This is a genomic window from Pseudodesulfovibrio indicus (genome assembly GCF_001563225.1).
Taxonomy (GTDB): domain Bacteria; phylum Desulfobacterota; class Desulfovibrionia; order Desulfovibrionales; family Desulfovibrionaceae; genus Pseudodesulfovibrio; species Pseudodesulfovibrio indicus.
The window spans coordinates 2,857,174-2,871,031 of the sequence record NZ_CP014206.1; the positions used below are offsets into that span (position 1 = coordinate 2,857,174).

The following is a 13,858-nucleotide window of genomic DNA, read 5'->3' on the forward strand; positions in this document are numbered from 1 at the left end:
TTGTAACGTGTTGAAAAGTTGGTATGTCTAGAAGTCCAGCAGGGACTTCGGCTTTGTCTCGGTCTTGCCCTGGAGTAATGCCAGGAACCCGTCGTAGTCAATGACTTCCACTCCGAGGGTTTGGGCCTTGGCCACCTTGGACCCGGCCTTTTCCCCGGCCACCAGGTAATCCACCTTTTTGGAGATGGTCTTGACCGGCATGCCGCCGTTGGCCTCGACCATGGCATGGGCCTCGTCCCGCTTCACGGGCAGGGTCCCGGTGAACAGGAATGTCTTTCCGGCCAGCGGCGCGTCCCCGGAGGGTTGTGCTTCCGGCGATCCGCCCTTGGGCCAGAGGCCGACGTTCTTGAATTTCTCGACCATGGCCCGATTGCCCTCATCCACTTTGAAGTCCAGGACCGACTCGGCCATGATCCCGCCGATGCCGTCCAGGGCGGTCAGGTCCTCGATGGTCGCGGCGAAGAGCGCGTCCAGGTCCTCGAACCGGGCGGCCAGGGCGCGCGCGGCCTGCTCGCCGATGTGGCGGATGCCGAGTCCGGCGACGAGCCGCCACAGCGGGGCCGTCTCCTTGGCTTTCCTGATTGCCTTGACGAAGTTTTCCGCGGACTTGTCACCCATGCGCTCGTATTTGAGCAGGTCGGTCTTGTCCAGGGTGAAGAGGTCCGCCGGAGTGTTCAGGACCCCGTCCTCGGCCAGCTTGCGGACCCACTGCTTGCCCACGCCCTCCATGTCCAGCCCCGCCTTGGACACGAAGTGGATGAGCCGCTGCACGGTCTTGGCCGGACAGGCCGGGTTGGTGCAGACCACCCGCTCCCCGTCCTCCACGGCCGGGCTTTCGCAGACCGGGCAGGTCATGGGAAAGACAAAGGGCGCGGCGTCTGCCGGACGCTGCTCCAGGTCCACGGACAGCACCTGGGGGATGACGTCGCCCGCGCGCTGGATGAGGACCGTGTCCCCGATGCGGAAGTCGCGCTCGGCGATGTACCCCTTGTTGTGCAGCGTGGCGTTGGAGACGACCACCCCGGCCAGCTCAACCGGGTCCAGCTCGGCCACCGGGGTGAGCACGCCGGTGCGTCCCACCTGGATGCGGATGTCGTGCAGCCGGGTCTTGGTCTGGTGGGCCGGGAACTTGAGCGCCAGAGCCCAGCGCGGCGCCCGGGAGGTGTAGCCCAGCGCGTCCTGCATCTCGCGGTCGTTGACCTTGGCCACCACCCCGTCGATCTCGAAGGGCAGCGTGGCGCGGCGTTCCATCAGTTCCAGGAAATAGTCGGCTACCTCGGCGGCGGATTGGCAGAGCCGGACCTCGGGCGGAATGGCGAAGCCGAGCGTGCGCAGCCCTTCCATGAGCCGTTGCTGGGTGGGCCAGTTCTCGGCCTGGTCGGCCCATTGCACCCTCCCCACCCCGTAGGCCAGGAACCGCAGGGGGCGCGAGGCGGCCACCTTGGGGTCGAGCTGGCGGATGGACCCGGCCGCGGCGTTGCGCGGATTGGCGAAGACCTTCTCGCCCTTCTCCCGCTGACGCTCGTTGAGGGCCGCGAAATCCTTGTTGGCCATGACCACCTCGCCGCGCACCTCCAGGAGCTGCGGAACGGTCCCGCCGCGCAGGGTCAGGGGCAGGTTCATGACCGTGCGCATGTTGTGGGTCACGTCCTCGCCGACCATGCCGTCGCCGCGCGTGGCCGCGCGCACGAACCGCCCGTTCTCGTAGATGACCTCCAGGGCCAGCCCGTCCATCTTGGGGTCGGTCCAGTAGGCGACGTCGCCGGTGCCGAGCCCCTTGGCCACCCTTTCGGCAAAGGCGCGCCACTCGTCCACGTTCATGCCGTTGTCCAGGGAGTACATGCGCAGGGCGTGCTCGTAGGTGGCGAACCCGGCGGCGGGCTCGCCGCCCACCCGCCTGGTGGGCGAGTTGGGGTCGTCCAGCTCCGGGTGCTCGGCCTCCAGGGCCGCCAGCTCGCGGAACAGGACGTCGTACTCGGCGTCCGAAATCTCCGGATCGTCCAGGACGTAGTAACGGTGGTTGTGATACTCGATTTTTTCGCGCAGCAATGCCGCGCGTTCTTTGACGCTCAAGGGGACCATACGCTCCGTCTACCTGATATTATTACAAAATTTCTTTGAGTTCAGCCAGATTCTTCTTCATGCCCACGGCCAGCAGGGTGTCGTTGGCCTGGATGACTTCCTTGGGGCCGGGATTGAAGACCATCTCCCCGGATTCCTTCTGGATGGCGATGACGATGAGATTGTAGTTGGCCCGGATCTTGGATTCGATGAGGTCCTTGTTCACCAGCTCGGACTCGGGAGAGACCAGCAGCTCCTCCATCTGGAGGTCGATGTTGCCGCGCACCGCCAGTTCGAGAAAGTTGGTCACCGTGGGGCGCAGGACGTTCTGGGCCATGCGCAGGCCGCCGATGAAGTGCGGCAGGACCACCCTGTTCGCTCCCGCCCGCTCCAGGCGCGAGATGTGCGACTTGTCCCCGGCGCGGGCCACGATGTCGATCTTGGGGTTGAGCTGCCGGGCGGTCAGGGTGACGTAGACGTTGGCCAGCTCGCTGGTCACGGCGGAGATCAGGGACTTGGCGTGCAGCAGCCCGGCGGACAGGAGCACCTGGTCGCTGGTGGCGTCGCCCTCGATACACAAAATGCCGTCCTGCTCCATCTTGTCGATGAGTGCGGAGTCGTTCTCGATGACCACCACGTCGTGGCCCTCGGCCATGATCTCCTGCACCACGATGCTGCCGATACGGCCGTGGCCGCAGACGATGAAATGGTTTCTCAGCTTCTCGATCATCTTCATCATTCTGTGCTTACCCCACATGATTTGCAGACGCCCGTCTATGAGCACCTGGGCGAACGCACCCGCGATGTACACGAAACCGCCCACGCCGAGCATGATCAGGACGGCCGTGAAGACACGCCCCTCCGGCGAAAGCTGGTTCACTTCCATGAATCCCACGGTGGAGAGGGTGATGACCACCATGTAGAAGGAACTGGCCAGGTCCCAATGCTCGTAGACCATGTAGAAACCGATCCCGAGCAGGAAGATCACGCACAGGTAGCTCACGCCCAGCAGGATGCTCCAGAAGGAGCCCAGCCTGGCGCGCAGCCGCAACATCCGTCGATGGAAATTCCCTTTCATTCCTTACCCCAGCTCCAGCATTCGCTCGCGCAACCGGGCGATGCGGTCCCGAAGTTCCGCCGCCCGCTCGAATTCCAGTTCCTTGGCGGCCTCGCGCATCTCGCGCTCCAACCGCTTGACGGTCTTGTTCAGCGCCTTGGGATCGAGCGAGTAGTCCTCGCCCTCCTCTGCGGCCAGGGCCACGTTCCCGGTCCCCGGCGCGCCCCGGCCCAGCTCCCCGAAGAGGTTGTCCACCTTCTTGCGGATGGTTTCCGGCGTGATGCCGTGCTCCAGGTTGTATTCCTGCTGCCTGGCGCGCCTGCGCTCGGTCTCGTCCATGGCCGCGGCCATGGAATCCGTGACCTTGTCGGCGTAGAGAATAACCCGCCCTTCCGAGTTCCGGGCCGCCCGGCCGAAGGTCTGGATGAGCGACCGCGCGGAGCGCAGGAATCCCTCCTTGTCGCCGTCCAGGATGGCCACCAGGGAGACCTCCGGGATATCGAGCCCCTCGCGCAGCAGGTTGATGCCCACCAGGACGAAGAATTCGCCCGCACGCAGCGCCTGGATGATGGCCATGCGCTCCAGGGTGTCGATGTCCGAATGCAGGTACTTGGCCTGGACGCCCATCTGGTTCAGGTAGTCGTTCAGGTCCTCGGCCATGCGCTTGGTCAGCGTGGTCACCAGGACCCGCTCGTCCCTTGCCTGCCTTTTCTTACACTCCGCCAGCAAATCGTCAATCTGGCCCTTGGTTTTTCGGACCTCTATCTGCGGGTCCACCAGGCCGGTGGGCCGGATGATCTGCTCCACCACCACGCCCTGGGCCAGGTCCAGCTCCAGGGGGCCGGGGGTGGCCGAGACGTAGACCGCCTGGAGCACGCGCTCCTGGAACTCCTCGTAGTTCAGCGGCCTGTTGTCCAGGGCCGAGGGCAGCCGGAAGCCGAAGTCCACCAGGGTGGTCTTGCGCGAACGGTCGCCCCGGTACATGCCGCCCACCTGGGGCAGCGCGATGTGCGATTCGTCCACGAAGAGAATGAAGTCGTCGGGGAAATAGTCGAGCAGGGTCGACGGCGGCTGGCCCTCCACGCGCCCGTCCAGGTGGCGCGAGTAGTTCTCGATGCCGTTACAGTAGCCCAGCTCCTCGATGGTCTCCAGGTCGTACTGGGTGCGCTGCTCCAGCCGCTGGGCCTCGACCAGCTTGTTATTGCGCTTGAGGTAGGCCAGCCGGTGCTGCAGCTCGTCGCGGATGTCGCTCACGGCCCGGTCAAGGTTGTCGCGGTCGGACACGAAGTGGGAGCCGGGATAGATGACCGTCTTGCGCAGCCGGTCCTTGACCTCGCCGGTCAGGGGATCGGTCTCGGAGATGGAGTCGATCTCGTCGCCGAAGAATTCGATGCGCAGCGCCTTCTCGCGGCTGTAGGCCGGAATGATCTCGACCACGTCGCCGCGCACCCGGAAGGTGCCGCGATGGAAATCGTAGTCGTTGCGCTCGTAATGGATTTCCACCAGCCTGCCGAGCAGGGACTCCATGGCCAGGGTCTGGCCCTCCTCCACCGGGATGACCATCTTGGCGTAGAACTCCGGCGAGCCGAGGCCGTAGATGCAGGAGACCGAGGCCACGATGAGCACGTCCTTGCGGGTCAGCAGCGCGTGGGTGGCCGCGTGGCGCAGCTTGTCGATGTCGTCGTTGATGGACGAATCCTTCTCGATGTAGACGTCCGAGTGCGGCAGGTAGGCTTCCGGCTGGTAATAGTCGTAATAACTGACGAAATATTCCACCGCATTGTCCGGGAACAACCCCCGGAACTCGGTGTAGAGCTGTGCGGCCAGGGTCTTGTTCGGGGCCAGGACCAGGGCCGGGCGGTTGAGCTGCGCGACCACGTTGGCCATGGTGAAGGTCTTGCCCGTGCCGGTGGCGCCGAGCAGGACCTGATCGCGCACCCCGGCGGAGAGTCCGGCGGTGAGCTCGGCCACGGCCTGGGGCTGGTCCCCCTTGAGGGTGTATTCGCTGACGAGTCTGAATTCCGGCATGTACGCTCAACCATGGGCTTGAGATAGCCCGGCAAAACAAGTAAAGATCAAGAAAAGACCGCAACCGCGACCCGGAGTAAGCCAATGGAAATCGCCATCAACGCCCCTGCTTCCCCGCTGCCCTGTGAACGCGCCTTTTCCCTGTCCATGGTCATCAGGAGCTTCAAGGGCAGGCGCGACGTGGACGTTCACCTCTTCCGCTCCCGCTGGACCCCGGACGAAGAGGCGGACACGGATTTCGCCGCCCTGGTCCGGTCCGGTTCGGGCAGCCGCTCGGTGATCCTGGAATCCTTTACGGCGGCGGAACGCGACCTCATCGTCAATTACCTGAAAGAGCAGTATTCCACAAGGCTTACGGCCATCGCCTCCAACCCGCTCTCCTTCCCGGTTCCCGAGGGTCTGGCCGGGTTCACCGAGATCCAGCCGGGCAAGGACGCGGGCTTCATCGAGTTCGAGAAAATCCCGAGCTATCCCCTTGAGTTCCCGCTCATGGGCTACTATGACCTGAGCCTGCACCCGCCCCTGACGGACGAGGAATAGCCGCTCACGGCTGGCCGTCGAACCGCCACTTCCCCTCGCGGGTGGGCGTCTTCATGCCCTCGCGGATCAGGTGCAGGAACCGGAACCGCTGGAACTCCCGCGCCCCGAAGCGCAGGAGGTGCCGCGTGGTCTGCTGGCAGTCGATGAGGGTGAATCCCCACTTGCGGACCTGTTCCACGAACACGGCGAACGCCGCCTTGGACGCGTCCGGCACGTGGTAGAACATGGACTCCCCATAGAAGATCGAGCCAAGGGACACGCCGTACAACCCGCCCACCAGGTCCCCGTCCCGCCACGCCTCCACGCTGTGCGCGTAGCCCAGCCGGTGCAGCAGGATGTACGCCTGGATCATGTCGTCCACGATCCAGGTGCCCTCCTGCTCCGGCCGGGGGCAGAAGGCGCAGCGCCGGATGACCGCCTCGAACCGGGTGTCCATGGTGAAGGAGAAGGTCCCCTTGTTCAGCACCCGGCGCAGGCTGCGCGGCACGTGCAGCTCCTCCGGGACCAGCGCCAGCCGGGGATTGGTGGACCACCACAGGATCGGTGAGTTCTCGGCGTACCAGGGAAAGATGCCGTTCGAATAGGCCGTGAGCAGCCGCTCGGGGCAGAGGTCGCCGCCCACGGCGAGCAGCCCGTCGGGATCGGCTTCTTCCGGGTCGGGAAAGACGGGCTCTTCGAACAGGCGGTAGATGGTCATGGGGGATACGGCGAAGGGGCGGCCGGGCCGCCCCTTCGATGATGGCTATTGCTTGGGACCCGTGGTCTCGTAGGAGAAGGAGAACTCCCTTTCCTTGTCCCCGCCCTTCTTCTTGCCGGACCGGCCGGACTTCTTGGCCACGTCCACGGTGACCACGCCGCCCTTGGTCAGCTCGCCGAAGAGCAGCTCGTCCGCGATGACGTCCTTGATCTCGGTCTGGATGACCCGGCCCATGGGACGCGCGCCCATGGCGGTGTCGTAACCCAGCTCGGCCAGCCTCGCGCGGGCCTTCCCGGTCAGGGCAACCACCACGCGGCGGTCCTGGAGCTGATCGTTCAGCTCCTTGATGAACTTGTCCACGATCTGCTCCATGACCGGCTGTTCCAGGGCGCGGAAGGTGACGATGGAGTCGAGTCGGTTGCGGAACTCGGGGCTGAACAGCTTCTCCAGCGCCTTGAGCGCGTCGCCCTTGCGGTCGGCGTCCTCGTCGCGCTTGAAGCCGATGGCCCCCTTGGCCATCTCCCTGGCCCCCGCGTTGGAGGTCATCAACAGGATGACGTGCCGGAAATCCGCCTTGCGCCCGTTGTTGTCGGTCAGGGTGGCGTAGTCCATGACCTGGAGCAGGATGTTGAAGACGTCCGGGTGGGCCTTCTCGATCTCGTCGAACAGGACCACGCAGTGCGGCTTCTTGCGCACGCCCTCGGTGAGCAGGCCGCCCTGGTCGAAGCCGACGTAGCCAGGAGGCGCGCCGATGAGCCGGGCCACGGCGTGCTTCTCCATGTACTCGGACATGTCGAAGCGCAGGAAGCCGATGCCCAGCACCTGGGCCAGCTGGCGGGCCAGCTCGGTCTTGCCCACGCCGGTGGGGCCGGTGAGCAGGAAGCTGCCCACGGGACGCCCGGCCTGGCGCATGCCCGCGCGGGAGCGCTTGATGGACTTGGCCAGCGCGGCCACGGCGTCGTCCTGGCCGAAGACCACGGACTTGAGGTCCCCTTCCAGGCTCTTGAGCCGCTCGCGGTCGGACATGGTCAGCCGGCGGGCCGGGATGCGCGCCATGCGGGCCACGACCTTTTCCACGTCGGCCACCTTGATGCGGTCGCCCTTGCGCGGCCTGCCGGAGAGCTTGTAGAGCGCCCCGGCCTCGTCCATGACGTCGATGGCCTTGTCGGGCAGGAAGCGGTCCGTGATGTGCCGCTCGGACAGCTCGGCCGCGGCCTTGAGCGCGAAATGGGTGTAGTTGACCCCGTGGAACTCCTCGTAGTGGGGTTGCAGCCCCTTGAGGATGGCGATGGTCTCCTCCACGGTCGGCTCGGCGATCTCGATCTTCTGGAACCGACGCGACAGGGCGCGGTCCTTTTCGAAATGGTTCTTGTACTCCTCGAACGTGGTGGACCCGATGCAGCGGATCTCGCCGGACTGGAGGAGCGGCTTGAGGATGTTGGAAGCGTCCATGGAGCCGCCGCTGACGGACCCCGCGCCCACGATGGTGTGGATCTCGTCCACGAACAGGATGGCGTCGCGGTTCTTCTTCAGCTCGGCCAGCACGCCCTTGAGACGCGCCTCGAAATCGCCCCGGTACTTGGTGCCCGCCAGGAGCGCGCCCATGTCCAGGCCGTAGACCTCGGCGTTGACGAATTCCTTGGGCACGTTGCCCTCGACGATCATCAGGGCCAGGCCCTCGGCCATGGCGGTCTTGCCCACGCCGGGATCACCCACGAAGATGGGGTTGTTCTTGCGGCGGCGGGCCAGGACCTGGACCGTGCGCTCCAGCTCGGCGGCGCGCCCGATGAGCGGATCGATGAGCCCCTGGGCCGCGCGGTCGGTGAGGTTGACGGTGAACTCCTCCAGCGGGCTCTTCTTCTCGCCCGATCGGTCGTCCAGGGAGTCGCCCTTGCGGGCCGGCTCGTCGCCAAGGTCGTTCCAGTCCTCGCGCATGGACATGCCGTGGGAGATGAACTCCAGGATGTCGAGGCGGGACACGTCGTGGGTGCGCAGGAAGTAGACGGCGTAGGAATCCTCCTCGTCGAACATGGCCGCCAGCACGTCGCCCACCTCCACGGTGGACTTGCCCGACGCCTTTTTCTGCCACACGGCGCGCTGCAACACGCGGCGCACGCCCAGGGTCTGGATGACCTCGGACTCCGTGCCTTCGGGCAGGGGTTCCATGTTCTCGACGAAGAAGCGCCCGAGCTGGTCCCTGAGCCGCTCCATCTCCGCGCCGCAGGCTTCGAGGATCTCCTCGCCCTGCTCTTCGATGGAGATGGCGTACAACAGGTGCTCCAGCGTCAAAAATTCATGATTGCGCCGCTTCACCTCGTTGACCGCGGAGGTCAACGCGCTTTCCAGTTCCTTGCTGAGCATCGTCATAATCTATTCACCTTCCATGCTGCACTTCAGCGGAAAGCCCGCGCTCTTCGCCAGCTTGTGCACCAGGTCTACCTTTGTCTCGGCCACTTCAGCGGTGTAGGTGCCGCACACTCCGTACCCCTGGTTGTGCACGGAGAGCATGATGGCCGTGGCCTGCGCTTCCGACTTGTGGAAGACGCGAACCAGTATCTCGACCACGAAGTCCATGGTCGTATAATCGTCATTATGCAGCAGGACCTTATACTTTTTCGGTTCCTTGACTTCGCGTTCGTCGCGGAGCTGGAAGTCGGTCCGGTCGCCGGTAACAGGGTCGCTCATATCAGTTGGACTCCACCAATCCTTTGTATTTCCTAGCTCCCAATATAAATTCCTTTTACCCGCCTGTCGAGGGCCGCAGGTCAAAGTTTCTCAAGTTGGGCCGCGAGGGAATCCCGCCGGACGGGCTCGAACACGAAATTCTCGTCAGCCTCCAGCCCCTTCTCCAACCGATACCGGAGGTTGAGGCCGTGGTAGGTCGCCTTGGTGGTCAGGTTCGGGTCCAATCCCAAGGCTTCGGCGCAGGCCATGACGTCCGGCTCCGCGCCCTCGATCTCCACGAAATCCCCGAAGGGCAACCGGTCCAGGCAGACAGTACACCCCATGTGGTGCCACTTCTCGCGGAACTTCTCGTAGCGGAAGGCCGGGACGAACCCCAGGGCCGCAAGGGCGGCGGCCATGGCCTCGGCGTCTCCCACCGTGGTCTCGATCTCCTCGAACACCTTGAGCGCGGACGGCACGGGGTTCTCGGGCGGGCGCTTGACCGTGAGCACGGCCTCGCCCCGCTTCTCCCGGAGTCTGAGCAGCACGCCCTTCTCCTTCAGGGAGCGGTCCGGGCGGTCGAAGACGGTGTTGGCCTCGAAATAGGGTCCGGTTCCCTGTGCGCCGAGCCCGCGCAGCCGGTCCCCAAGGGCATCGAGGTCGCCGTCCAGGAATTTCAATTCGCACTCCAGCGTCATTGGCATTCTCCTCTTGTATTGCTATACCGGGTGCAAGGATAACGAAATGCTGACCAAAATTCTCTATCTTTCTCTGGGCGGGGCCGCCGGGACCCTTTCGCGCTACTGGCTGTCCGGCGTGGCCCAGCGTCTGGCCGGAGGTTCGTTCCCGGCCGGGACCTTTGCGGTGAACATGGCCGGTTGCCTGCTCTTCGGCGCGGTCTGGGGATTCTTCGAGAACCGGCTGCTGCCCGGCAGCGGGGTCCGGCTCCTGGTCCTGACCGGTTTCATGGGCGCGTTCACCACCTTCTCGACCTACATGTTCGAGACCGCGTCCCTGGTCAAGTTCGGCCAGATCGCCATGGCCATGGCCAACGTGGTCGGCCAGTCCGTGGCCGGGCTGATCCTGGTCCTGGCGGGCATCGCCCTGGGCCGCCTCCTGTAACCCTCCACTCCGGGAGTTCGTCATGAAATTGCTCGAAAAGGCCGAACGGATCAGGATATACATCGGCGAGGACGACAAGCTGGACGGTCAATCGCTGGCCGAAGCCGTGGTGCGCGAGGCGCGCTCCATGGGGCTGGCCGGGGCCACGGTGTTTCGCGGCCTGATGGGCTTCGGAGCCAACAGCCTGATCCACACCAGCAAAATCCTGCGCCTGTCCGAAGACCTGCCCGTGGTGGTCGAGATCATAGACCATCCCGACAGGCTCGAGCCGCTCCTCGACAAGCTCGACGCCATGCTCAAGGAAGGCATGGTCACCCGCGAACCGGTGGACGTCATCGCCTACCGCCACAGCTGAAAAAAGCGTCCCGGCGACAACTCGCCGGGACGCTTCGTTTTTCCGATTCGAAAACCGTCTAGCCGCAGGCACGGACGATCTCGGCCGCGATTTTTTCCAGTGACAGGACCTTGTCCACTCCGCCGAGCTTGATGGCCTCCTGGGGCATGCCGAAGACCACGCAGCTGGCCTCGTCCTGGGCGATGGTGTACGCCCCGGCCTCCTTCAGCTCCTTCATGCCCTTGGCCCCGTCGTCACCCATGCCGGTCATGATCGCGGCCACCACGTTGGACCCGCCGTAGCGCGCGCCGGAACGGAACAGGACGTCCACGGACGGGCGGTGGCGCGAGACCAGCGGCCCCTCCTTGACCTCGACAAAGTACCTCGCGCCGCTGCGCTTGAGGAGCATGTGCTTGTCGCCGGGGGCGATCAGGGCCAGCCCGCGCATCATGGCGTCGCCGTCCGCGGCCTCCTTGACGTTGATCCGGCAGAGGCCATTCAGCCGGTTGGCGAACGCGGCCGTGAAATGCTCGGGCATGTGCTGCACGATGGCGATGGGCGGGCAATTCGCGGGCTGGGCCTCCAGGAAGACACGGAGCGCCTCCGTGCCGCCGGTCGAGGCACCGACAAGGCAGATCTTTTCAGTCGGCGAAACGGGCATTGGTTTTCCTTTGGGAATCATCACGTCGGCGTCGAGTTTGGGCTTGATTTCAACAGGAGCGGCCACCCGAAGGGGCTTCTTTCCGGCCATGGCCGCAGCCTTGACCTTGTCGATGAGTCGAATCTTGGACTCTTCCAGAAATTTCTTGGTGCCGATCTTGGGCTTGGTGATGATCTCAACCGCTCCGTATTCAAGCGCCTTGAGGGCCGTGGTGGTCCCCTTCTCGGCCACGGAGGAGCAGATGACCACCGGAATGGGCCGCTGCTGCATGATCTTGCGCAGAAAGGTCAGGCCGTCCATGCGCGGCATCTCGATGTCCAGGGTGATGACGTCCGGGACTTCCTTCTTGAGACGTTCGGCGGCTACATACGGGTCCACGGCGGTACCCATGACCTCGATCTGGGGGTCGGACGACAGGATTTCCTCCAACGTCTGCCGGACCACGGCCGAATCATCCACGATTAGGACTCTGATCTTTCGCATTGCAACCTCGCGGGAAAACTACTTGGATTCAGCTATAACACGCCGGACCAGGCTGGGCACGTCCAGGATCAGGGCGATGGACCCGTCTCCCTTGATGGTCGCGCCGGAGATGCCCTCCACGTCCTTGTAGACGCGGCCCAGGCTCTTGATGACGGTCTGATGTTCACCGATAACGGTATCGACCACGATACCCACACGGCTGCCCTCGACGCCCGTGATGACGATCTGTTCTATGGGCGGGTTATCACCCTCCACGTTGAACCATTCGCGGATATGGATGTAGGGCACGATCTCGCCCCTGAGATGGAGTATGCGCTGTTCGGTTCCGGACTCCTCCACGTCGCTGCGCGCCAGCTCGACGCACTCCTCGACCAGGGAAAGCGGGATGACGTAGTACTCGTTCTCCACCCGCACCTGCAAACCGTCGATGATGGCCAGTGTCAGCGGCAGCCGGATGGTGATGGTCGTGCCCGCACCCGGCTTGGAGTCGATGTCGATGGTCCCGCGCAGGGAGTCGATGGCCCGCTTGACCACGTCCATGCCCACGCCGCGTCCGGACACGCTGGTCACGGCCTTGGCCGTGGAGAATCCCGGCTCGAAGATGAGCTTGAGCAGCTCCTTGTCGGTCATCTCGGCGTCCTTGGTGATCAGGCCGCGCTCGACCCCCTTCTCGCGGATCATCTCGCTGGACATGCCCCGGCCGTCGTCGGTGATGCGGATGAGCACCTCGCCGCCGGAATGCTCGGCCGAGAGCATGATGTTGCCCTGAGCGGGCTTGCCCTGAGCCGTCCGCTCCTCGGGCTTCTCGATGCCGTGGTCGATGGAGTTGCGCAGCAGGTGGACCAGGGGGTCTCCCAGCCGCTCGATGACCGTCTTGTCCAGCTCGGTCTCTGCACCGCTGGTGGACAGGGAGATCTGCTTGCCGAGGTCGGCGGAAAGGTCGCGGACCAGGCGGCGGAACTTGCTGAAGGAGGTGCCGATGGGCAGCATGCGGATGCCCAGCGTGGAATCCCGAAGCTCGTCCGAGAGCCGTTCCAGCTCCTCGGCCAGCAGGGTCAGGGCCGCGTCGTGGCGCTCGCTGACCACCTGGGTGATCTGGGCCTGGACAATGACCAGCTCGCCCACCAGGTCCACGAGGTAGTCGAGCTTGTCCGCTGCCACGCGGATGCTGGTCAGGGCCTCCTGGCGCTTCTTGTGGACCTCCTGCTCCTTGACCTCTGCCTGGCGGCGGACGGCGCTGGAGACGCGTTCCTGGGCCACCTTGCCCGAATCGGCCAGGATCTGGCCCAGGGGCTTGTTCGCCCCGCTCTTCTGGGCGGACAGGGCCTCCTCCACGTCGTCCACGGTCAGGTCGCCGCTCTGCACGAGCAGCTCGCCGATCTTGGGCACATTCGCGCCCTCTTCGTCGCCGGAATAGGTGGTCACCACGGGCCGGGCCGCCGGCTTGGCCGGTTCGGGCGCAGGCTCGGGCTCGGGCTTCTTGGCGGGGGCCGGTTCGCCGATCTCCTTGACCTCGATCTTGAGATTGGCGTCCAGAAAGAAAAAGACGTCCAGCACGCTGTCCCGGACGGCGTCGGTCTCCAGGGTGAGATCCCAGCCGTGTCCCGTCTCGCGGTGGCCGGACACGACGCGCAGGTCGCCCAGCCGCTCCAGCTCTTCGAAAAACGTCTCCACGCCATCGATGTCCAGATCCCCGCCCAGGGGTCTGAGCGTGATGGCGTAACTGCGCATGGGCGCGGCCTCGGCATCGTCCTCTTCGGCCTCGTCCAGGCCGTCTTCAACCTCGACGGGAGGTTCGTCCGCCGTCTCCTCGCCCGCCCCGGCATCGCTCCCGGTGACGAACTCGCGCAGCCCGGCGAGAATGTCCTCCATGCCCTCGGAATCCACCGGCTCGTCGTCCCCGGCCTCAAGCATGGCGCGAATCTGGTCGCGGGAGCGCAGGGCCAGGCTGCACAGCAGGGGCGAGGCCTCGACATCACCGTTGCGGACCATGTCGAAAACGGTCTCCACCTCGTGGGTGAAGCCCGCGATGGCCTCGAAGCCGAACATGGAGCCGGAACCTTTGATGGTATGGAGCGCACGGAAGATCTGATTGACCAGGTCCATGTCGTTGGGCGCTTCCTCGAGTTCGAGCAGGGCCCCCTCCAGCTCGATCAGGAGATCATACGCTTCCTCTTTGAATATTTGCCTGTTCAGATCGTCTGCAGACAT

At 64.7% G+C, this 13,858-nt stretch carries 12 protein-coding genes; 3 read left to right on the forward strand and 9 right to left on the reverse strand.

Annotated elements, in window-relative coordinates:
* Positions 1–27: 27 nt before the first annotated feature.
* Genes ligA through uvrB form a run of 3 tightly spaced genes read right to left on the reverse strand, consistent with a single transcriptional unit; the run spans position 28 to position 5,146 of the window.
* A complete protein-coding gene (gene ligA, locus AWY79_RS12980; protein WP_066804687.1) occupies positions 28–2,082 on the reverse strand; it encodes an NAD-dependent DNA ligase LigA in 2,055 nt (684 codons plus the stop codon).
* A 22-nt stretch (positions 2,083–2,104) separates the two neighbouring features.
* Positions 2,105–3,139, reverse strand: coding sequence for a potassium channel family protein (locus tag AWY79_RS12985; protein WP_066804690.1), 1,035 nt, complete (start codon positions 3,137–3,139; stop codon positions 2,105–2,107).
* Positions 3,140–3,142: 3 nt separating this feature from the next.
* The gene (uvrB, locus tag AWY79_RS12990; protein ID WP_066804694.1) at positions 3,143–5,146 is read right to left on the reverse strand and encodes an excinuclease ABC subunit UvrB; all 2,004 of its coding nucleotides are present in this window, start codon (positions 5,144–5,146) and stop codon (positions 3,143–3,145) included.
* 84 nt (positions 5,147–5,230) lie between these two features.
* On the opposite strand from uvrB, the gene AWY79_RS12995 reads away from it, so the two are divergent.
* Entirely contained in the window at positions 5,231–5,686 is a 456-nt protein-coding gene (locus AWY79_RS12995; RefSeq protein ID WP_066804702.1) for a hypothetical protein, read from the forward strand.
* Between the two features lie 4 nt (positions 5,687–5,690).
* Here AWY79_RS12995 and aat read toward each other — a convergent pair whose 3' ends face one another.
* The 4 genes from aat to AWY79_RS13015 form a co-directional block, all read right to left on the reverse strand.
* Positions 5,691–6,383, reverse strand: a complete 693-nt coding sequence (gene aat / locus AWY79_RS13000; protein WP_066804705.1) for a leucyl/phenylalanyl-tRNA--protein transferase — start codon at positions 6,381–6,383, stop codon at positions 5,691–5,693.
* Between the two features lie 45 nt (positions 6,384–6,428).
* The gene (clpA, locus tag AWY79_RS13005; RefSeq protein WP_066804708.1) at positions 6,429–8,750 is read right to left on the reverse strand and encodes an ATP-dependent Clp protease ATP-binding subunit ClpA; all 2,322 of its coding nucleotides are present in this window, start codon (positions 8,748–8,750) and stop codon (positions 6,429–6,431) included.
* Between the two features lie 3 nt (positions 8,751–8,753).
* Positions 8,754–9,068, reverse strand: coding sequence for an ATP-dependent Clp protease adapter ClpS (gene clpS / locus AWY79_RS13010; RefSeq protein ID WP_066804711.1), 315 nt, complete (start codon positions 9,066–9,068; stop codon positions 8,754–8,756).
* Positions 9,069–9,148: 80 nt separating this feature from the next.
* Positions 9,149–9,745 carry a class IV adenylate cyclase gene (locus AWY79_RS13015; RefSeq protein ID WP_066804714.1) on the reverse strand — a complete coding sequence of 199 codons (597 nt, stop codon included), beginning with the start codon at positions 9,743–9,745 and terminating at the stop codon, positions 9,149–9,151.
* Between the two features lie 46 nt (positions 9,746–9,791).
* On the opposite strand from AWY79_RS13015, the gene crcB reads away from it, so the two are divergent.
* Both crcB and AWY79_RS13025 read left to right on the forward strand, forming a co-directional pair.
* Positions 9,792–10,169 carry a fluoride efflux transporter CrcB gene (crcB, locus tag AWY79_RS13020; RefSeq protein ID WP_078063774.1) on the forward strand — a complete coding sequence of 126 codons (378 nt, stop codon included), beginning with the start codon at positions 9,792–9,794 and terminating at the stop codon, positions 10,167–10,169.
* A gap of 22 nt (positions 10,170–10,191) precedes the next feature.
* Positions 10,192–10,524, forward strand: coding sequence for a DUF190 domain-containing protein (locus tag AWY79_RS13025; RefSeq protein ID WP_066804717.1), 333 nt, complete (start codon positions 10,192–10,194; stop codon positions 10,522–10,524).
* A 58-nt stretch (positions 10,525–10,582) separates the two neighbouring features.
* Here the strand turns inward: AWY79_RS13025 and AWY79_RS13030 are convergent, their stop codons facing one another.
* The gene (locus tag AWY79_RS13030) at positions 10,583–11,647 is read right to left on the reverse strand and encodes a protein-glutamate methylesterase/protein-glutamine glutaminase (RefSeq protein ID WP_066804719.1); all 1,065 of its coding nucleotides are present in this window, start codon (positions 11,645–11,647) and stop codon (positions 10,583–10,585) included.
* An 18-nt stretch (positions 11,648–11,665) separates the two neighbouring features.
* Positions 11,666–13,858: a chemotaxis protein CheA gene (locus AWY79_RS13035; RefSeq protein WP_066804722.1), complete on the reverse strand. Its 2,193-nt coding sequence runs from the start codon at positions 13,856–13,858 to the stop codon at positions 11,666–11,668.